Below are 20,273 nucleotides of genomic sequence, written 5' to 3' on the forward strand. Positions count from 1 at the left end.
AAGGGCAATAACCTAGCGGCTGGACAAGTGAATCATCCCGTTTTGAGCAGCGGCTGCTTTTCTTTTGGCTTCTTGCCGACCACGCTTTCAAACACATTCAAATAGCCTTGCGCCGTGGCGTACCAGGAGAATTGCTTTGCGCGAAGCAATGCCTGTTTGCCCATTTCCGTGCGCACGTGCGGCGTGCTCCAGAGCAGCTCCCAGATGGCGGGCAGTTCTTTTTCCCACTCTTTGGGCGGAATCAGGAACCCGCTGCCTTGATGGGTGACAACCTCCTTGATCCCGCCCCGCGTCGTGGAAATGACAGGCTTGCTCGATGCCATCGCCTCGAGGTTGACGCGGCAAAAGGCCTCCTTCCAGATCGAGGGTGTCGCCACGACATCGCCAATCTGGTAATACAGCGGCATCTGCGCGCTGGGGACGAAATTGACGAAGCGTACTTTGTCGCCGAGCGGCTTCGCCAGCCGTTTCAGCTCGCGCACGTACGGATTTAAGCGATTGCTGCCGTAGCCGGTTCCGCCGACGATGACGAGCCGCGCGCGAGGGTCTTGCTTGCTGACCTGGTGAAACGCCTTGATGAGAATGTGGACGCCTTTTCCCCGCATGAGCCTTCCCGCGTAAAACAAAACGCGGTCATCCGCTGCTAGGCCGATCTGTTTGCGCAGCTTTTTGATCGTGTAATGCAGCTTTGCCACCTGGTACGGCGACACGTCTACCCCGAGATGCACGGCGTGAATTTTGTGTGGAGGAATTTTGCACGCCTTGATAAAATGCTGGCGCAAAAACTCGCTGTTCGTAATAAATCCGGACGACAGCCGGACGACCCGCTTCATTTTTTCCTTGCTAATCATGGCGGGAGAGCCGTAGACGTGCGAATGCATGTTGACGAAAACCGGAATTTTGGGAAAATGCTTTTTGAGTTGCAAGACGTAAATCGGCCGATTTTCGACGAGAATGACATCCGGTTTATGCTTGCGAATATGCTTGATGATCTTGCGCAAATAAGGCGTTGGACCATCGTAGGGGAAGCGAATGAACTCCCGGTTGTCCTCCACGGACGACGTTGGGTAGGTCGTACAGCGTCGGGTGTAGATCGTCACTTTGTGCTCGGGATCGATCATCTTCGTCACTTCGTCGATGTCGTGCTCCACCGAGCTGCCTTTGACGGGTGGCACGGAAAAGGGCCCCGGGCTAATTATGGCGATGTTCATTACGCTCGCTCTCCCACTCCTTTTTCAAGGAAAGAACCACCTGATACAAATATTGCCTTTCTTTGGCCTGCTCTTCCTCGGCTTTTTTCCACCGTTTTTCCCAGGCGGCAAGCGACTCCTTCAAGGCGGCAACCTCCTGCTCCAGCTTCTCCAGTTGCTCGGTCGTCACCACGTCGGTTTCTCTCATCATGATCTCGAACTTCGGCTCCAGCACCAGCTCTCGCGCCTCTGCGGGCTGCTCGCAAGCGGTCTGTTCCGTCGCTGTCGCTTTTTCCACGGCGGCCTCCTGTCCTTTTTCACCGGGTTTCACAATCGAGATGCGCTCTACCGCTTCATCGACCACAAAATGGCCAGAAAAGACTCCTGGCGTGACCCAATGCGGCAGATCCCATTTTTTGCGTTTTTCCATAAGTCTTCCCTCCTGCAACGTGCTTCTACGTAATATGCTATGACAAACGCGGAAAATGGGTACGTGTACATAGGAGACAGACAATAGAAAAAACCGCCTTGATAGCTGGCATCAAAGCGGTTGTCGATAGTCTTTGGATTGGTTTTGTCTGCGGAAGTTCAGGCTGTACAGCCGTGCCTGCTCGACCGTGGTAATTTGCTGTTTTTGCCACTCCAGAAGGATTCTGTCGATGTAGCGAATGTGAAGCTTGCCTACGGTTGCGGCTTCACGCAATGCTGTTAAAATCAGCTCTTCCTGATAACCGTCCTGCTCTGTCCACATGTGGATGCTCTCCAATTCAAAAGGAGACAAGGGCCGACCAAAAGCCTGCTCAAACCGGGAGTAAATCGCCACCGGCTCGGAATCTACCGTGGCCGCGGCTTCGTTGAACGGCGCCAGCATCCGCGGATCGGCCTGCTGCTCGCGCCAGGTCTGGTACAGCTTTTTGTACAACGGGGTCAAATTGTACTGCTCGTGGCGCAGCCCCGTATGCGGGTCGATAAACTCGTCGATGCTGATCCAGTCTTCCTTCAGCAGCTTTTGCAGCGATTGGATCAATCTCATGCTGGACATGGACATGCGTTCTTCCAGCTCAGTCAAGGTCGGAAAACGGTTCCCCTCCTGCTGAAAAGAAAGCAGATGAATGAGCAGCATCATTTCGTCGTCTGCCAGGGACATTCGTTTGTACATCTTCAGAAGAAGGTTGGAGACGGATGTTGCACCTTCTTGCAACAGTTGCAATATATGGGAATCCATAACGCATGTTCACCTCTGGGTTGGATTAACAAAGGAAGGGCGTAAAACGCGCTGCCATACAATAGGAACACCCTGCTGCCCTCTCGCAACAGGGTGTATGGAAAAAACGAAAAACCTTACGGGTAGAGACGGTACAGCATGCGCGGGAACGGAATCGTTTCGCGCACGTGATCCAGTCCGCAAATCCAGGCAATCGTCCGCTCAAGGCCCAGACCGAAGCCGGAGTGAGGAACGGTACCGTATTTGCGCAGGTCCATGTACCAGCGATAAGCTTCCTCGGACAGCTCATGCTCGGCGAAGCGCTTCGCCAACAGCTCCGGATCGTCGATGCGCTGGCTGCCGCCGATGATCTCGCCGTAGCCTTCCGGGGCGATCATGTCCGCGCACAGCACCACTTCCGGACGCTCTGGATGAGGCTTCATGTAGAAAGCCTTGATCTCGGTCGGATAGTGCGTGATGAACACCGGCTTGTCGAAGTGGTCAGCGATCAGCGTCTCGTCCGGCGCACCGAAGTCGTCGCCCCACTTGATCTCGCTGCCTTTTTCCTGCAACAGCTTGATCGCATCATCGTACGTGATGCGCGGGAAGGAGCCCGTCACGTTTTGCAGTTTGGTTGTATCGCGCTCCAGCGTTTTCAGCTCCTGCTGGCAGTTTTTCAGGACGGATTGCACCACGTGGGACACAAAAGCTTCCTGAATGCGCAAGTTTTCCTCGTGGTCGACGAACGCCATCTCCGGCTCGATCATCCAAAATTCGATCAGGTGACGACGGGTTTTCGATTTTTCCGCACGGAAGGTCGGTCCAAACGAGTACACGCGGCCCAGTGCCATTGCCGCCGCTTCCATGTACAGTTGGCCGGACTGGGACAAATACGCATCTTCATCAAAATATTTGGTGTGGAACAGGTTCGTTGTTCCTTCTGCCGAAGTCGGTGTCAGGATTGGCGGGTCTACTTTGACAAATCCATTTTCATGGAAAAACTCGTAAACAGCGCGAATCACTTCAGAGCGAACCGCCATGACCGCACGTTGACGAGGAGTGCGCAGCCACAGATGGCGGTGATCCATCAGGAAGTCTACCCCGTGCTCCTTGAGCGAAATCGGGTATTCCTGGGCAATCTGAATGATCTCCACGCCTGTTACCGTCAGCTCGAAGCCGCTTGGAGCACGGTCATCTGCGCGAACAACACCGGTTATGTATAAAGAGCTTTCCTGGGTCAGTTGGGATGCTTTTTCCCATACGTCTTCCGCTACTTCTGCTTTTACTACTACGCCCTGGATGAAGCCGGAGCCGTCGCGAAGCTGCAGAAACTGAATCTTGCCGCTGCTGCGCTTGTTGTACAGCCAACATCCAATGCGCACTTCTTGTCCAACATGCTGCCCTACCCGGGCAATCGTCGTCAACATCGAATAATTCCCTCCATTTACCATGCCACACTACAGACTAAGTGTACCCAACAATTATACTATTGGGGAACGGCAAATTCAATGAAAGTCTCCCCGTCCGGTGATTACCATAATTTTATTATGTAAACAAGCGCAAGGGAGATCGTCTGGCTTGCTCGCCAATGACCTCCCCTGCCCTCCGGTTTTGCAAGCTAGCCGTTCACGTCGTCTGTATCCTCTGTGTCGCCAGCCGCTTCGCCGTCGAGTTCGCCCCCTTCTTCTTCGCTGTGATCTTCATCGGCTTCGCCGTCGCTCTCGTCCCACTCATCCTCCAGGACGTTTTCCTCGTGTCGGTGCAGATGCAGGGCAGAAACCTCATCGTGCACAGGCTCTCCCTTTTCCCCGACTGCAATCCATTGCAGCACTCCGCTGTCTTCCTGCTCTGTCTCATGGCGAAAAACAGTCAGTACGGCCGACGTGCGCTTTGTGTACTTCAGCGAAACCGACACTCCTGCCTGATTCGTCATCGCCACCAGGCAATAGTGCGTATCGGCATACGGTAGCGGCACGCGCACGGTGACATCTGCCGTCTGGCGCTGCGCCGGGATGCGGAACGGGACAAAGCCGAATTGCTGCAACGTCGTCCCGATGCGGCCTAGAGTCTCTACGGCTTGAAAAGCGAGCTTTTCCTGCGTGATCGACTTGTCGGCAAGGTGCTCTTCGGCAATCGCCCGCGGCGCAATTTTCGCTTTCGTGACCGCATGATCGGCCAGCTTTTCCTCGCTGACAGCGTGCTTTTGCAGATGCTGCCCCTCGATGGATTGCGCAGCGAGATGTTCGCCAGACAGCGTTCCTTTCGCGAGATGCTCGCCGTTCAGGCTGCCCTTTTCTACATGCTTGCCTGTGATCGCATGCAAATCCAGCTTGCTTCCGTCGACAGCGTGATCGGCCAGCTTGTCGCGGGTGACGCTGCCCTCCTGCAATTTTTCCTTCGAGATCGCTTTCGGCTGGATGTGCTCGTTCTGCACGGATTGATTGGCGAGATGCTGGGACGACACCGCTTTTTCCGCGATCTTCTCGCCCGTGACGGCTCCCTTGCCCAGATGCCTCGCCTTGATCGCGTCTTTCGCCAGTTTGGGGGCAGTCACAGCAGCATCGGCGAGCTTGTTGGCGGTGATGCTCAGATCGGTCACCTTGTCTGTCGAGACGGACTCCGGCGCAAGCTTCGAGGTAGTGACGACGTGCTCGTGCAAATGCTGGGTTTGAATCGCGTAATCCCGCAGATGGTTGCTGCCGATGACGCGATCGGTCAAATGCTGTTCTTCAATCGAGCGCCGCGCTATTTTTTCCGCGCAGATGGCCCCGTCTGCCAAATGCCTCGTGTTGACGCTCTCTTCGATCAACTGCTGGTCGCCCACGCTTCTGTTCGCCAATTTATCGACCGTGACGGCCCTGTCAGCGATTTTTCCTGTCGTGACCTGCTGCTCCCCGATTTTTCGCGCGGTCACCTGCCCATCCTGCAAGTGGCTCGTCTGGATGCTGCCAGCCTGAATGTGTACGCTGCCAATCGATTCTTTGGCGACTTTTTCCGACGTGACGCTCGCATGGTCGAGATGCTCGGTCAGGACGGCATACGGGCTGATTTTGTCGCTGGTGACCGCCTCCGACTGCAGATGCTGGCTGTAGATGGCGTGAAAGGCGATATGCTGGTCCGTTACGCAGCCGAGCGCGATATTGTCGCCATCCACGCTGTTCTCCGCCAGATGATGACGCAAAATAGCCCTTTCGCGAATATGCTGGGACTCGACTGCATCTTCCTCCAACTTGGTCGAGGTCACCGCCCCGTCGCGAATTTTGTCCGTCGTGACTGCGCCGTCCTCCAGCTTGACGGAGTTAATCACGTAATTGGCGAGGTTCCGTGTCTGAATGCTGCCCATCTTGATTTTATCCGAGGTGACAGACTGGTCCTGGAGCAGCTCTGTCGTAATCGCCTGCTCCTGGATATGCTTGGTCTGGATCGCTGCTTCGGCAAACTTCATCGAGTCAATCGTCTTGTCAGCGAGCTTCTCGGAAGTAATGCTGTTGTTGACCAGCTTTTGACCGCTAATCGAATGGTCCTGCACATTGTCGCTCGTGATGACATGGCGCCCCAGATGTTCGCCCAAAACGGCGCCGGGCGCAATTTTGTTCGAGGTCACGCTCTTGTCCGCAAGCTTGGTGCTGTCCACGGCGTAATCTTTCAGCAGCGCGGTATCAATCGTCCCCGGTTTGATTTTGGAGGAATCGACAGCTCGATTGGCGATTTTCTCCGTGGTGACAGACTGATCCGTCAAGTCGTCGGTGTAGACAAACGATTGTACCCTGTCGTCGTTGCGCTCCTTGATAATTTTCGAAAAGGTCGTCTGATTCGAGGACGCCCCCTGCTTGGGCATTTTCTGCAGCGGCTGTTGCAGTGGACTTTTGGCTGCGTGGGCGCTTGGCTTCGCGCTGTTGACAGGTTCGCTCTCCGAAAGCTCCAGCTCCAGTTCCAGATCAGCCACCCAGTCGCGCTCCACCGTAGAAGAAGTTTGCATCAGCGGAATTTCATGCAGCGTCTGCCGAAATGTTTTTCCCAGACCTTTGCTCGTTTTTTTTCGGTTCACATTCGCCATAGAGTCTCCTTGCCTCCTGATGTCATTCCCGTATCATTGTGTAACATATTCAACCCATAGGCTTTTGGCACCGCTCCGCGAAATTTGTTTCCCCACGCGCGCTCGCCACGCATGCCAAAAAACCTGCCAAACCAACGGCAATCGTTGGCTGGCAGGTTTTGGGTAACGCATCACGCTCTGATTACGACACAGCCGCTTCCTGTCTCGTCTGGGACAAAAGGGCTCTAAACTCATCGCCTTGCAGGACTTCCGTTTCCATCAGCGTGCCCAGACCTGTCTGGAAAACAGCGTCATACTGTCTGAGCAGGCTGCGCGTATCCTCCAGCAGACGGGAGAGCAGCCGATCCACTTCGTCGTGAATCCGGTTTTTGTCGACGTACTGCAAATGCACGATCCCGAGGTCGGACATCCCGCTGGAAACGATTTCCTGCGCCATGCCCAGCGCTTGTTCGAAGTCGTTTTTGGAGCCGGTACTGCGTCCGCCGTAGTAGATTTCTTCTGCAACCGCTCCGGCCAGACTGACCATGATCTGGTTTTCCAACGCTTCTCTGGTGTACAGATAGCGGTCTTCCATCGGATTTTGCCGGACGTAGCCGAGCGCCTTGCCGCGCGGGCTCAGCGTGACTTGCGAGACTGAGCCTGGGCGCACCACTTCGCTCACGATCGCGTGGCCCAGCTCGTGCAGCGCTACCCGCTTTTTCTCTTCCTCGGAAGCCTGGCGGTCGACTTTTTCGCCGAGCATGACCTTGTCTACGGCGTAGGCAAAATGCTTCGCCATGATCTTGTCGCTTTTGTCGCGCATAGCGTAAATCGCTGCCTCGTTCGCGACGCTTTCCAGTTGCGCACCGGAGAAGCCGAACGTCTCTTGCGCCACTTTTTCTAAAACGACATCTGGTCCAAGCGGCTTGTTCGCCGTATGAATGGTCAAAATCTGCTCGCGTGCAGGCTTGTCAGGCAAATCTACGGTAATGTGACGGTCAAAACGGCCTGGTCGAAGCAGCGCTGCATCGAGCATGTCTTTGCGGTTCGTCGCAGCCATGACCAGAATGCGCGGCTTGTCACTCGTCGCCACCCCGTCCATCTCGGTCAAAAGCTGGTTCAAGGTCTGGTCGTACTCCCGCTGCTGCTGACCATCCCGTTTTCCCCCGACGACATCAATCTCGTCGATAAAAATAATCGCGCTGTCCTGTCCATTTTTCTCCGCCATCGTCTTCGCTTCTTTAAACAGCTCGCGCACGCGCTGCGCCCCGACCCCTACGTACATCTCCACGAACTGGGAGCCGGAAGCCGCCACGAACGCCGAGTTGGTGTAGTTCGCTGCGGCTTTTGCCATCAATGTTTTCCCTGTACCGGGAGGCCCGGTCAACAGCACGCCTTTGATCGGGCGAATGCCGTACTGCTCGATCTTGTCTTTGTACACGAGAAAGTCAAGCGATTCCTTCAGCTCTTTTTTGGCCCGCTCCTGACCGCCGATGTCGGCAAACTGCACGTCCGACTTCGGAATTTCGTGCTTGTTCTGCTTTCGTTTGCCGCCGAGCGCGACATTGCCTCCCTGTCCGCTTTGCTGGCGAACGACGAGGAAGTAAATCGCGCCCAGCACAGCGGCGAACAGCACAAAGGGCGTAATGTTCACCCCTAGAAACACGAGAAAAACCAACACCGCAGGAACGACGCCGATCAGCAGCTCTTTACCCACGTGCCGTCACCTCTTTTGCCTCGGAACGGGGAATGATCGTGTAGAAATCTTCCGTTCCTTTTTTCAAGTAAACGTAAATGTTTGCATCATCCATCAAAGCAGACGCTTCATCCAGCTTGTTCGCCTGTTTCCACTCCTCGATCAGAGAAGGGATGCGGCTGTATTGGTGCAAGTCCATCGCTTCCGTGAACACAAACTGGCCGCTTTTCCAAATGTCTGTCATCGCTTCGGACTGGTTCGCGACTACGATCGCGACCTGCTTGTTGCCTGCAATCTTTTCCGTTTTGGCAACGAGGTTGCGGTACTCCGCCGGAAACGTCTCTGGATTGGTTACTTTCAAATCTATTTGAATTTTGTCTTTGCTCACATGGAAATGGCCCAAGGTGGCGGATTGCATCTGACCGATTTCTGCGCGGATAGGCTCCTCAATCTCTATCTTCTGATACAAGAACCAGCCTCCGAACAGGAGAGCAAGTGTCGCCAGCAAGGACAATCCGATCGCACTTTTTTTCAACTGCACTGCTACTCCCCCCATATCGCGTTCTCGTTGTTCTCTCTTGTCAACAAAACCAGTATATCACATGGGTATATCAATTTTTTATACAGATGTTGGATCGCATGCCAAACAGGCCTTTTCCTCAGCGGAAAAGACCTGTCCTCCGTTCTTTTTATGAAGCGATCATGTAGGCGACAATACGTAAGAAGCGAGCAAAGCCCCACTGAACAAATCGTAGTGCAAGTAGTGGTAGCGGCCGTTTGCGTCTTTTACCGTGACTTCCCAAAATTTCTTGTCCTTTTCAAGTCCGGGGACGATATGGGTAATCTCTGATTGCGGAAACGCCTTGCTTACTGCTTCCTCGACATTTTTGCGCGGCACAGCGAGATCCATTCGATCAAACGCTACTTTTTCCGCAGTCATCCAGGCGACGACAGGCGTACCGGCGTTGTTTTTGCCGATGACGACCGCGTAACTCTCCGTCCCGCGGTATTCGTCGATCGACTCGATTTCGGCGATCGTCGTCCGCGCCTGTACCCACTCGCGGACAGTCGCCTCGAACTGGTTGCGCTCTCCTGCTACGGAAGCAGTCAGATGATAGGCGAATCCCGCTCCTGTCACCAAAAGCGCGATGATCGCTCCCACAATGATTCTCACTAGCACGTTCCCGTTAACTCCTTTATGCGGTTGACATTACAAACGGAAGCGAAGCTGGTCCTGTCTGACGCCAGCCGCCGTCCTGATTTGCATTTCCAGCTCCAACTGGCGAAGCGTGCCTGTATCCGGCTCATACCATAGCTGGTACTCGATGCTGATCCCGCGCGCCAGCTCAGGCGTGATGTCAGCGATCGGAAAAGACGGTCCGAGCCACATCGAAAGCAGCGACGTCACCTTTTCCGGCGGCACCGCCAGGCGATAGCCGCTCCAGTCGCTGCCCGACGTATCCGCAATCGGCTGGGGCGAGACGGATGGCAGCACACTTTTCAACAGCGTCGCATGTTCATACGGCGTAAACAAAGCGTAGGGCAAGGCAGCGTGATCCTGCACCTGTCCGTCTATTCTTACGGAAACCGGCTGCTCGTGGTTACGGCTGATGGCCAGCTTGTGCCCCCCGATTTCCCCGTCGAGACTGAACGTCTCGCGTACATAGCGCCCGTTCAATGCCTGGTCGTGCATGTAAACGAGAAACGCCCGCTCTTCGTCCTGTGTCAATTGCGCAAGCAACTGCGGCACCGAATACGGCTCCTGTTTGGCTGCCGACACCTGATCGCCCCCTGTCCCGGCAGCCGAATGAATCCATTCACCTGCAGAACCGAGCGCCATCCCCAGACCAAACAGACCGAGAAAGATCGGGAAAAGCCACCACAGCTTTTTGGGCCGGATGTACATCTCCGTCCCCCCTGTCCCATTTTTGTCTCTAGCCTATGCTATACGGGAAGGTTTTAGAACGACACGGAAAAGTTGCTAATCATAGCTCGGGGCCGGGCGGTCATACTACTTATACACCCGCAAGGAGGTGAGCGCGTGAAGTCACCGCAACAAAACGCATCTCCTGACATACTTGGGTTTTTGCTACAGGAATACCGCGTCTCCTGGGCTGGATTGTCTTCTCCATTGCGTCAACTGTCGCACACACCCACACTGCATTTTCGCCATCATCCCCTGACAGAGCTGTGGCGAAAATGAGCACGGCATGTAGTACCCATATTCCCCTACCTACACCTACACTCCCTTACTCCTGTCCCACACCAGACAGGAGCCTTTTACCGTTTCAACTGCTGGAACACGCGGTTCGCTTCGTAAATCGCCCGCTCCTCGTCAATCGTGAGCAGCTTGTGGTTGCGCATCAAAAATTTGCCCGCAACAATCGTATCTTTGACGTCGCGGCCATTTGCGGCATAGACGACATGGGAAATCGGCTCATGCGCCGGGTGGAAATGGGCTTGATGGCTGTCGAGAACGATCAGGTCAGCCTGCTTGCCTACCTCGATGCTGCCGAGCGTGTCCGCCTGGAATACGCCGTCTGCGCCGTAGCGTGTCGCCATGCGCAGCGCTTCCTCGGCTGGCACCGCAACCGGATCGTTGTTTACACCTTTGTGCAAAATCGCCGCGAGCTTCAGTTCTTCAAACAGGTTGAGGTTGTTGTTGCTCGCCGAGCTGTCTGTGCCAAGCGAGACGCTCACGCCTTTTGCCAGCATTTTTGGCACAGGCGCAACCCCGCTCGCCAGTTTCAGGTTGCTCACGACGTTATGGGAAACTTTCACTTGATAGTTTGCCAAAATGTCAATCTCTTCATCCGTCAAATGTACGGCGTGCGCAACCAGCGTAGGACGGTTGAACATGCCAAGCTTCTCCAGGTGAGCGACTGGACGCAGGCCGTAGTCTTTCTCGTTTTGCCCGACTTCCCAGGCAGTTTCGGACATATGAATGTGTAGCGGCAAGGACAGCTCGTCCGCTTTTTCGATAATTTGCGTAATGAACGCAGGCGAGCACGTGTACGGCGCATGCGGCGCCATCATGACGGTGATGCGGCCGTCTGCCTGGTTGTGCCATTCTTTGGCAAACGCAGTCGCGTCGCGCAGCTTGGTTTGTCGCTCTTCCTCGGAGCACAGGCCGATCATGCCGCGGCACAGGCGAGCGCGCATGCCGGACGCCTCGACAGCCTTGGCTACCTCATCCATGTGATCGTACATATCCACGAACGTAGTGGTCCCTGTGCGGATCATTTCGATCAGCGACAGTTGCGTGCCCCATTTGACGGAATCGGCGGTAAATTGCGCTTCCAGCGGCCACATTTTTTCTTCCAGCCACTGCTGCAGCGGCAAATCGTCGGCATAGCCGCGCAGAAGCGACATGCCCGCGTGTCCGTGCGTGTTAATCAGACCTGGCAGGATGAAGTCGCCTTTTTGGTCGATGACTTCATCGTAGCCGGCGTCGGAAAGATCCTCAGGCGTCGGTCCTACATACGTGATCTTGTCGCCCTCGAAAGCGACCGCTCCGTCGTGGATCACTTCATTTTGCTCGTTTACCGTAATCACTGTTGCGTGGATGAGGATAGTTTTTTTCATGGTTACACTCCATTCTTACGTTAAGTAATAGGCCAGGCTCTGCAAATTGGATGTCACATCCGCATAGTGAATGCGCACATCTTTTTTCGCGCGAATTGTCGTAGGAGCAAAATTCAAGATTCCCTTGATACCCGCTTGAATCAACAGATCACATACGGATTGCGCTGCCGGCGCAGGGACGGTAATGATCGCCAACTTGATCTCTTTTGCTGCGATCGTGTCCGCCAGCTCGTGCAAGGGCTGGATCGGGATACCCGCCACTACTTTTCCCAGCTTGCCGGGATCGTTGTCAAAAATGGCCGCAATCCGCATGTTATCTTTTAAATAAGCGTTGTAGTTGCTGATCGCATGCCCCAAATGGCCTGCTCCTACCAGAGCGACGCGAACTTCCTCTGTCAGCTTCAAAATCTGCCGTATTTTTTCCACCAGGTAATTGACGTCGTAGCCAATCCCTTTTTTCCCGAAATCGCCGAAGGTAGCCAGGTCTTTTCGGATTTGGGCTGGATTCACATCCAAATTTTTGCCCATTTGCTGGGAGGAAACAGTGGTCACCTCGTTTTGCTGCAAATAGCTGAGGTAACGCAGATAAATCGGCAAACGGCGGACGACCGCTTCCGAAATCTTTTCGTGTTTAGCCACGTTCGGTCTTCCCCCTATTTCTTTTGCTTGAATACCCTGTAATCTTTCCCATTGGACAAAATGACGATCGAGCCGTCCCTGCCTGTTACATACGTCTCCGCCCACGATTCGCCCAACCGCTCCAGCACCTCGGACTGGCCGACCTCGCTGCGCTCCTTGCCTGTCTGGATGACCGCAATCTGGGGGTCGACCCGCGTCAGAAACGGCTGAGAGGTGCCTTGATTGCTCCCCTGGTCGCCGACCTTGAGCACTTCCGCCTTGAGCTGGTCCGGATGGCGCTCAATCAGGCGTTCCTCGGCTTTTTCGTTGATCCCGCTCGCAAACAAAAACCGCAATTGGCCGTGCTTGAGCAAAAAGACGAGCGAATTGTTTTGCGGAGACAAAAACAGCGGTTCGCTCGGCAACAAAGCCTCCAGCGTGACGTCGGTATCGAGAATGAGCTCCTGATTTTCCTCCAGCTCTTTCTGCTTCGGAACCTTGTGGAGCGGGACGAACTGGCGGATCGAGGGCGAAATCAGCTTGGGCAAAATGACCGAGTCGATGATGATTTGCTGGCTTAAAAAAGGGTATCCTCCTGCATACTCGGGCTGATCGTTCGTCAAAACGAGATAGTCGAGGCGCGTCACCTTCGCGGCAGACAGATGCGCGGACAACGTGCTCCAATCCTCCGCGCTGCCTGTATCAATCAGCATCGTTTTTCCGCCCGGCATCCGCACCAGCGTGCTTTCGCCATGAGGAAGCGCCCAATACGTAATGACAAGACCCGTAAACTCCTCCACGCGCTCGGTAGCAAACGGGTCGTCTACCTTCACGGCTTCCTGCAAATGGTTGTCGATCGAGCACGAGCACAGCAAAGCCACACACGTGACGAGCAACAGCCAGGCCCGCTTTTTTTTCCATAACATTTATTTTATCACCTAAATCCCTGCTAGACTATTGCTTCATTTTATGAATCTGACAAGGATTGCATACTAAGGAACGGCGCAATCCGCTCACGCAGCGTCGCCCAGGAGCCGGTTTCGACCTGGAACGGCGGGAGCGATTGCAAAAACGAACGGCCGTAGCGCGATTCGACGACACGCGTATCGAACACGACCACGACGCCGCGGTCCAAATGGTGACGGATCAACCTTCCGACCCCTTGCTTGAACAAAATGACAGCCTGCGGCAGCGACAGCGACATAAACGCGTTTTTCCCCTCGGCCTTGAGCGATTCGGCGCGTCCCTGGTAGACAGGGTGATTCGGCGGCGTAAACGGCAGCCGTACGATGACCAGACTGCTCAGCCACTCGCCCTGGATGTCCACGCCTTCCCAAAAGCTGCTCGTCCCAAGGAGCACGCTTCTCTCCATCGTCCGAAACAGGCGCACCAGCTTGCTGCGGTTGTTGCTGTCGATGCCGTGCCCGAACAGCGTGTACGGCTCTGCCTCCTCGGCCAGCCGCTCCTTCATGGCCTGGTACACCAGCCGCAGCATCGAGTGCGACGTGAACAGGATCAACGTTCTGCCCTTCGACGCCACGACGATATCGACACAGCCCTGGACAATCGCATCGAGATACGCCTGATCGTTTTCTTTGCCGGGCGCCGGAAAATCGGACGGGATCAAGAGCAGCCCCTGTTCTTCGTAGCGGAACGGAGAAGGCAGCGACAGCGTGCGCACCCGTTCGGCCGGCAGTTTGTCCAGGCCGAAGCGGCTCATGACGTAAGAAAAGCTGTTTTTGACAGTCAAGGTGGCCGAAGTCATAATCAGGCTGCGCTTTTGCGAAAACAGCGGTTCCTGGAGCGAATCGGCCACGTTCAGCAAGGCCGCAGACAGATGCACCTGCTTGCGCGCCGCGCGCGACTCGACTTCCATCCAGTAGACGTATTCTTCGTCTTGCACGAGTAAAAAGAAATGCAAAAGCTCCATCATCTGCTGCCATTCCTTCACCAGCCCGAGCAGATCGGTCTGCAGGCTGCGGATAGAAAACGGCGGCTTCTCTTCCTGGGGAATGCTTTGTACCATTTGCTCCAGATGGAGAGCAAATGCCGTCATGCCATCGAGCAGCTTTTTCGTCGCCTTGCGGATTTTCTCATGCTTTCCGGTGAAGGAAGCTACGCGGTAGCGCACTGTCTCTCGGCCGGCATCCGTCGTCTCTTCCGCGCGCTGCGAGGCCCATGCGAACAAAAACTGGGTCCACTGCTGGGCCTTCTCCCGCAAGGAAGCAGACAGCTTCTTGCATTCGGAGAGGTGCGCGGACAGCTCCTGTGCGACTGCAGGCTGCCAGCTTTCCAGCTCCGCTGCGAAGCGTGCGATCGCGCCGCCGTCCTCTACGGAAGCCCGGTCGAGCAAAAACAGCAGTTGGGTCGTCGTCAACTGCTTGCCCAAATGCTGGGTCGCCGCATCTTCCAAATGATGCGCCTCGTCGATAATCGCAACTTCATAGGGCGGCAAAATCCGGTTCTCTGCTTGCAGGTCGCTGATGAGCAGGGCGTGGTTGACGATGAGGACATCCGCTTCCTTTGCCCGTTCTTTCGCCTGGAAGTAGTAGCAGCGGCTAAACCACGGACAGGCGCGGTTCAGGCACGAGCTGGTGTCGCTTTTGACTTGCTGCCACAAAAGCTGTCCGCTCGGCGGCATGCTCAGCTCCTCCACGTCGCCCGTCTCGGTCTGCGTCAGCCAGGTGAGCAGTTGCCCTTTTGCCAGCCGCATTTCCTGGCTGCTGCCTTCCACCGGCTCCTCCAGCGCCTGCTCGAACTTGCGCAGACACAAATAGTTGCCCCTGCCCTTCAGCGTGGAAGCCGTAAACGAAAACGGCAGCGATTGCTGCAAGGTCGCAATCTCTTTATGGAACAACTGTTCCTGCAACTGGATCGTGTTCGTGCTGACCACCAACTGCTCCCGATTCTGGTGCGCCCAGATGATGCCTGGCAACAAGTAGGCCAACGACTTGCCCGTACCTGTCCCTGCCTCCACCAACAGGTGCACACCGTCTTGCATCGCGTCAAAAACGGCGTGCATCATCGCTTCCTGGGCTTCCCGCCGCTGAAAGCCGCTCATGCTCACCTGTATCTGTCCCTGCTCGTCCATCAGCTTTTCCAGTTGCTCGCCGAATGCTTTTGCCCGGACCAGATCGCCCTCGGGCCGCTGGAAGCTCGCTTTCAGCTTTTCCTTGCGCTTTTTTATGGCGAGCTGGCGATAAATGTCCCACAACTGCGTGTTTTCCTCTGCCGACTCAGCCCCCAGCTCGGGCAGCTCCGTGAGCTTTTCCATCTCCATTTGCCGCAAAAGGACGTGGATGTCCGAGCGAAACGACGAAACAAGCATTTGCAGCCGTTGAATGGTCACGAGCGGCAATTGCTGCAAAATATCGAGCAAGTGCAAAAAAAGTTGGGCCGTTGCCAGCGCGTCACTGTCGGCCTGGTGAGGATTGTCGTGCTCGATGGCCAGCTCTGACGCCAGCTCCCCGAGCCTGTAGCTGTTTTGCATCGGCAACAGCAGGCGGGACAGTTCCACCGTGTCGAGCACGTATCCGTCAAACGCATAATAGCCCTGACTCAGCAGGGCTTCTTGTAAAAATTGGAGATCAAAGCTTGCATTATGGGCCACAAAGACCCGTCCATCCAATAGTCGCAAGAATTGAGGAAATACCTCTTCCAACGTCGGGGCATCGGCCACCATCTCGTTAGTAATTCCCGTTAGCTGGGTAATAAAAGGGGGGATGTCCTGTCCGGGATGAATCAGGGTCGAGAAGCATTCTGTGATCTGGCCGTCGTCGATGGCCACAGCGCCGATCTGAATGATGCTGTCTCCCTGCCGCGGATGGCTCCCCGTCGTTTCAAAATCTACTACAAGTAATCGATTCAAGCGTTGTCACCTCGTAACCTGAGCGGGAACCTGTCATCCGCACTCATTCACATTCGGCAACGATGCGAATGATTCCTGCTTCCAGGCTGCAATTACGGCTGCACAAGCTCGCTTTCTGCCGCTTGCCCGCCGGGCTTGCTCGCGCACAATTGCAAGTAAATAGGGATTTCGCGGAACTGGTCGGCATGCGGAAGCGTCCGTTGGAAATACTGCTCGGCCAGCCGCCAGTTTTCCTCGATCATCGCCAGTCTGCCTAAATGAAAATAGCCAAGGGAACGGATATACGGGTCTGAATCGTCCAGAAACTGCTTGGCCAGCCGCTTTGCTTCCCGCGTCTCTCCCACTTTTTCAAAAGCGGAGATCATCCCCGACTGGCCGAGGCGATTTTCGCTGTCTTTTTCCAGCATGTGGCGAAACGCTAGGATGGCGCCGGGGATGTTCCCGTCAAACAACTGCATCCAGCCGTAGCTGAAGACGAAGTCGTCCTGCCCCGGCGCCAGGCTGATCGCTTTTTTCATCAAGGTCAGCCCCCGTTCGCTGCCTGCGATCAGCCAGGTGTTCCACGCCAGTCCGTGCCACACCCAGCCTTCTTTTGGCAGGCGCTCGGTCAAAAAATGATAGCAAATCTGCGCCCGGTGATAATTGCCCACCGCTTCGTACAGATGCGCCATTTCCTGCAGCGTCTCGCTGTCCAGCTCGCGATTCGGCAACGTCAGGCTGGCAGGCGGGGCAAGCTCAGCCGTCTCGTCCATCTGAAACAGCAAATGGGCGGCGCGCAGCCAGAGCAACTGCGCCTCCCAATCGTGCTCGTGCTTTTGCAGGTAGCCTTCGATTTCATCGAGCGCTTCCTGGGCATCTCCGTCCATCAAGTAGCAGAGCGCGAGATTGTACCTGGCTTCTTCCTGGTCGGGCTTTGCCTCCAGCGAGGTTTTGAAGGCTTGCGCCGCCTCCAGCCACTGCTTTTCCTCGGCGAGTAGGCAGCCGATCGCATTGTAGCTGATGGCGACGACGGTCGGAGAGCTTGCCGACTTGGCGAGCAGGCGAAACTCGCGAAAAGCCGTTTCCATCTCGTCGCAAAACAGCAGGCTGTAAGCGTAGTACAGCCGCCCGCTCTCCCAGTCCGGCGACTCCTGCACGAGCTGGGCGAAGCATTTTTTGGCGTCCTGAAACATGCGCAAATGGTAAAAGCCTTCTCCCCGGCGAAAGACAGGCTCATACGCGTGCATTTCTTGCGGGAGCTTGCCGTGTTTGACCTCACTGCCCGCTTCTTTTGCAGCCGTTTTGCCCGCCTCTTTCTGAACGAGTGCTTCCCCTTCTTTTGCCATGGCCGTTTCGGCCTGTTCCTCTTGCGTTGCGGCCGGAAGCTGCCCTTCCATTTGCTTGATATGGCGGATGGCGTTGGACAACTTTTCCTCAAACTGCAGCCACAGATCTACGACCGTATCGCTGACCTGGCGCAAGTAAAACAGTTGGTCGGCGAGCTGAAGCCGCTCCTGTTCCGAGGCTTCCTTCCACCGCTCTTCGATGCTCTGCGCTTTGGTACGCAGCGTCTGAAACCAGTCTTCGATTTTCACGCGAAAAGCCACCCCCTTGTGAGGCATGAGTAGTTTCATTGTCTCACAAGGCAGGTGGCTCTATGCGTACAAGCGGCCCTCGCCTAGACGATGGTCCCGTGCACTTCCTCGCCGAGCATTTCCTTGATCCGGTTGTGCTCGTCCATAATCGCCACGCGCGGCTTGTACGTGCGCGCCTGCTCGTCTGTCATCATGGCGTAGGCGATAATGATGACGATGTCGCCTTCCTGCACGAGACGGGCGGCTGCGCCGTTCAGGCAAATCACGCCACTGCCTGGCGCCCCTTCAATGACGTACGTTTCCAGGCGGGCACCGTTGTTGTTGTTGACGATTTGCACTTTTTCGTTCGGCAAAATATCCAGTGCATCCAAAATATTTTTGTCGATCGTAATGCTGCCCACGTAGTTGAGGTTGGCTTCCGTCACGGTAGCGCGATGAATTTTCGCCTTCATCATAGTGCGAAACACAGGCATTTCCTCCTTTGGCGTTCTCGAAAATAAGTATCCGCTAATCGCCTGTCCCTATCGGTCAACGGATCGCGGCAATCAGGTTGTCAATCAGGCGCGTCTTGCCAAAGCGAACGGCCAGCGCCACGATAATCGCTTGTCCCGGCAGTTCGGTTTCTACAGGCTGCAAATCGGGATAGCGCAAAATCTCTACGTAGTCGATCTCGGCGAGCGGTTTGTCTGCGATCATCTGTCTGATGCGCGCTTTGATCTGTTCCAGCGGCAGCCCTTCTTCCAGCCATGCCGCCGCCTGCCGCAAGCTTTGCGAGAGGACGAGAGCCTGTTCGCGCTCTTCCGCCGACAAGTAGACGTTGCGCGAGCTCATCGCCAGCCCGTCCGCTTCCCGGACGATCGGGCACGGGATTACTTCGACTGGAACGGACAAATCGTTGACCATTTGCGTGACGACAGCCACCTGCTGGGCGTCTTTTTGCCCGAAAAAGGCGTAGTCAGGCTGGACGATGGAAAACAGCTTCAGTACGACCGTCGATACCCCGTCAAAATGGCCCGGACGGGAAGCGCCGCACAGTGGTGTCGTGACATTTGCGACCGATACCGTCGTCAAAATCGGCCTTGGGTACATTTCTTCCACGGACGGGGTGAACAAGAGATCGACTCCCGCCCCCGCCGCCATTTGGCTGTCGCGCTCGATATCGCGCGGATAGCGCTCAAAATCTTCGTTTGGGCCAAATTGCAGCGGATTGACAAAAATACTCATGACCACCAGGTCGCATTTTTCCCGGGCCGCTTTGACCAGGCTGAGGTGCCCCTCATGCAAAAAGCCCATGGTCGGCACGAAGCCGATCGTTTTTCCTTGCAGTCGTGCTGCCTTTATTTGAACGCGCAATTCCTCGATGGTGGATATTTGCTGCATCGTTTGAATCATGCCTGGGTCACTCCTTCCCCGTACAGCTCCTTGATCGTTTCTTCGGACGCGTGGAAAACGTGATCGGGTCCAGGGAAACGCCGAAGCTCGACTTCTTTAATATACGCGGCGACCGCTTCGCGGATGGACGTGCCGATGTCCGCGTAGCGCTTGACGAATTTCGGGGTCAATTGGGAAGCGTAGCCAACCAGGTCGTGGAACACCAGCACCTGACCGTCGCAGCCTGCCCCGGCACCGATGCCGATGACCGCGATCTCCAGTTTTTCGGCGATCATTTTCGCTACTTCTTCCGGCACGCATTCCAGCACGATGGCAAAAGCCCCTGCCTGTTGAATCGCCAAGGCGTCGTCCAGCAATTTTTTCGCCGCCTCCAAATCTCGTCCCTGCACCTTGTAGCCGCCAAGCTGATGCACGGACTGCGGCGTGAGGCCGATGTGCCCGACGACGGGAATGCCTGCCTGCACCAGACGGGTAATGAGTGGCGCAAGCTCGCTTCCGCCCTCCAGCTTCACCGCTTTCGCCAGTCCCTCCTGCATTAGTCTGCCCGCGTTTTTCACCGCTTCCTCAATCGTTCCGTGGTAGCTGAGAAACGGCATGTCCGTGACGACAAAAGCGCGCTTGGCCGCTCGCGTGACCGCCTTCGTATGATGGAGCATGTCGTCCATCGTCACCGGCACGGTCGAATCGTAGCCCAGAACGACCATCCCCAGCGAGTCGCCAACCAGGATCATGTCCGCGCCTGCTTCTTCCACCAGCTTCGCAGATGGAAAATCGTAGGCTGTCACCATCGAAATCGGGATGCCCGCTTCTTTCTTTTTGCGGATGTCGGAAGTCGTGACTTGTTTTGCCATTTGCGTCTTCTCCTCTTTCGCGCCAAGGCTTCGTGGATGGAGAGGAACAAAAAAACCTTCTCGCTCAAATGCGGAGAAGGTTGTCCATGCCAAAGAGACATACTTGTCTTGTCATAAACGGATTCCTTCTGTCTCGGTCCACAAAGGCTCTGAGCAGATTTTTGTCCTTGCACTATTGCCTTATTGATACACCAATCATGCCAAAAATACTCCGGGAGTACCGTTCTGCCACAGATACAGCCTCCCATTTGGAGTATAG

The 20,273-nt window shown here is 55.5% G+C and carries 17 protein-coding genes; all 17 read right to left on the reverse strand.

The annotated features are described in order from the left end of the window. Window positions 1-32 precede the first annotated feature (32 nt). The 17 genes from BA6348_RS16505 to panB all read right to left on the reverse strand — a co-directional run bounded on the left by BA6348_RS16505 (window position 33) and on the right by panB (window position 20,014). Window positions 33-1,211 (reverse strand): glycosyltransferase family 4 protein, encoded by a 1,179-nt coding sequence (locus BA6348_RS16505; protein ID WP_122953156.1) that lies wholly within the window; start codon window positions 1,209-1,211, stop codon window positions 33-35. Further along, window positions 1,192-1,620 (reverse strand): hypothetical protein, encoded by a 429-nt coding sequence (locus tag BA6348_RS16510; RefSeq protein ID WP_005834604.1) that lies wholly within the window; start codon window positions 1,618-1,620, stop codon window positions 1,192-1,194. The genes BA6348_RS16505 and BA6348_RS16510 overlap by 20 nt, the downstream gene beginning before the upstream one ends. 111 nt (window positions 1,621-1,731) lie before the next feature. Continuing rightward, entirely contained in the window at window positions 1,732-2,415 is a 684-nt protein-coding gene (locus BA6348_RS16515) for a DnaD domain-containing protein (RefSeq protein ID WP_005834606.1), read from the reverse strand. 116 nt (window positions 2,416-2,531) lie between these two features. Further along, a complete protein-coding gene (gene asnS / locus BA6348_RS16520; RefSeq protein WP_005834608.1) occupies window positions 2,532-3,821 on the reverse strand; it encodes an asparagine--tRNA ligase in 1,290 nt (429 codons plus the stop codon). Window positions 3,822-4,012: 191 nt separating this feature from the next. After that, complete coding sequence (locus tag BA6348_RS16525) at window positions 4,013-6,451, reverse strand: WIAG-tail domain (protein ID WP_242507366.1); 2,439 nt, start codon at window positions 6,449-6,451, stop codon at window positions 4,013-4,015. Window positions 6,452-6,632: 181 nt separating this feature from the next. Continuing rightward, window positions 6,633-8,147, reverse strand: a complete 1,515-nt coding sequence (locus BA6348_RS16535) for an AAA family ATPase (RefSeq protein ID WP_025843807.1) — start codon at window positions 8,145-8,147, stop codon at window positions 6,633-6,635. Then, window positions 8,140-8,667 carry a hypothetical protein gene (locus BA6348_RS16540; RefSeq protein ID WP_007785387.1) on the reverse strand — a complete coding sequence of 176 codons (528 nt, stop codon included), beginning with the start codon at window positions 8,665-8,667 and terminating at the stop codon, window positions 8,140-8,142. Before BA6348_RS16540 ends, BA6348_RS16535 begins: the two co-directional genes overlap by 8 nt. A 159-nt stretch (window positions 8,668-8,826) precedes the next feature. Beyond that, the gene (locus BA6348_RS16545) at window positions 8,827-9,306 is read right to left on the reverse strand and encodes a cell wall elongation regulator TseB-like domain-containing protein (protein ID WP_025843806.1); all 480 of its coding nucleotides are present in this window, start codon (window positions 9,304-9,306) and stop codon (window positions 8,827-8,829) included. A gap of 30 nt (window positions 9,307-9,336) precedes the next feature. After that, window positions 9,337-10,032, reverse strand: coding sequence for a hypothetical protein (locus tag BA6348_RS16550; RefSeq protein WP_122953155.1), 696 nt, complete (start codon window positions 10,030-10,032; stop codon window positions 9,337-9,339). Window positions 10,033-10,406: 374 nt separating this feature from the next. Next, window positions 10,407-11,711, reverse strand: coding sequence for an amidohydrolase (locus BA6348_RS16555; protein WP_005834622.1), 1,305 nt, complete (start codon window positions 11,709-11,711; stop codon window positions 10,407-10,409). A gap of 15 nt (window positions 11,712-11,726) precedes the next feature. Continuing rightward, window positions 11,727-12,350: a redox-sensing transcriptional repressor Rex gene (locus BA6348_RS16560; RefSeq protein ID WP_005836584.1), complete on the reverse strand. Its 624-nt coding sequence runs from the start codon at window positions 12,348-12,350 to the stop codon at window positions 11,727-11,729. A 14-nt stretch (window positions 12,351-12,364) separates the two neighbouring features. After that, window positions 12,365-13,255 (reverse strand): ComEC/Rec2 family competence protein, encoded by an 891-nt coding sequence (locus BA6348_RS16565; protein WP_025843805.1) that lies wholly within the window; start codon window positions 13,253-13,255, stop codon window positions 12,365-12,367. A gap of 41 nt (window positions 13,256-13,296) precedes the next feature. Beyond that, the gene (dinG, locus tag BA6348_RS16570; protein WP_122953154.1) at window positions 13,297-16,197 is read right to left on the reverse strand and encodes an ATP-dependent DNA helicase DinG; all 2,901 of its coding nucleotides are present in this window, start codon (window positions 16,195-16,197) and stop codon (window positions 13,297-13,299) included. A gap of 92 nt (window positions 16,198-16,289) precedes the next feature. Next, window positions 16,290-17,771 (reverse strand): tetratricopeptide repeat protein, encoded by a 1,482-nt coding sequence (locus tag BA6348_RS16575; protein ID WP_122953153.1) that lies wholly within the window; start codon window positions 17,769-17,771, stop codon window positions 16,290-16,292. 83 nt (window positions 17,772-17,854) lie between these two features. Beyond that, window positions 17,855-18,238, reverse strand: coding sequence for an aspartate 1-decarboxylase (panD, locus tag BA6348_RS16580; protein ID WP_007785399.1), 384 nt, complete (start codon window positions 18,236-18,238; stop codon window positions 17,855-17,857). A 61-nt stretch (window positions 18,239-18,299) separates the two neighbouring features. Further along, complete coding sequence (gene panC, locus BA6348_RS16585; protein ID WP_005831229.1) at window positions 18,300-19,163, reverse strand: pantoate--beta-alanine ligase; 864 nt, start codon at window positions 19,161-19,163, stop codon at window positions 18,300-18,302. Next, on the reverse strand, window positions 19,160-20,014 hold the full coding sequence (panB, locus tag BA6348_RS16590; protein WP_005831230.1) for a 3-methyl-2-oxobutanoate hydroxymethyltransferase: 855 nt from the start codon (window positions 20,012-20,014) through the stop codon (window positions 19,160-19,162). The genes panC and panB overlap by 4 nt, the downstream gene beginning before the upstream one ends. Window positions 20,015-20,273: the final 259 nt, after the last annotated feature.

Source organism: Brevibacillus agri (assembly GCF_004117055.1).
GTDB lineage: Bacteria > Bacillota > Bacilli > Brevibacillales > Brevibacillaceae > Brevibacillus > Brevibacillus agri.

Excerpts from the sequence above, each read along its gene's own strand:
- BA6348_RS16505 (WP_122953156.1), bottom strand. The coding sequence starts at position 1,211 with ATGAACATCGCCATAATTAGCCCGGGGCCCTTTTCCGTGCCACCCGTC.
- BA6348_RS16510 (WP_005834604.1), bottom strand. The coding sequence starts at position 1,620 with ATGGAAAAACGCAAAAAATGGGATCTGCCGCATTGGGTCACGCCAGGA.
- BA6348_RS16515 (WP_005834606.1), bottom strand. The coding sequence starts at position 2,415 with ATGGATTCCCATATATTGCAACTGTTGCAAGAAGGTGCAACATCCGTC.
- asnS (WP_005834608.1), bottom strand. The coding sequence starts at position 3,821 with ATGTTGACGACGATTGCCCGGGTAGGGCAGCATGTTGGACAAGAAGTG.
- BA6348_RS16525 (WP_242507366.1), bottom strand. The coding sequence starts at position 6,451 with ATGGCGAATGTGAACCGAAAAAAAACGAGCAAAGGTCTGGGAAAAACA.
- BA6348_RS16550 (WP_122953155.1), bottom strand. The coding sequence starts at position 10,032 with ATGTACATCCGGCCCAAAAAGCTGTGGTGGCTTTTCCCGATCTTTCTC.
- BA6348_RS16555 (WP_005834622.1), bottom strand. The coding sequence starts at position 11,711 with ATGAAAAAAACTATCCTCATCCACGCAACAGTGATTACGGTAAACGAG.
- BA6348_RS16565 (WP_025843805.1), bottom strand. The coding sequence starts at position 13,255 with ATGTTATGGAAAAAAAAGCGGGCCTGGCTGTTGCTCGTCACGTGTGTG.
- panC (WP_005831229.1), bottom strand. The coding sequence starts at position 19,163 with ATGATTCAAACGATGCAGCAAATATCCACCATCGAGGAATTGCGCGTT.
- panB (WP_005831230.1), bottom strand. The coding sequence starts at position 20,014 with ATGGCAAAACAAGTCACGACTTCCGACATCCGCAAAAAGAAAGAAGCG.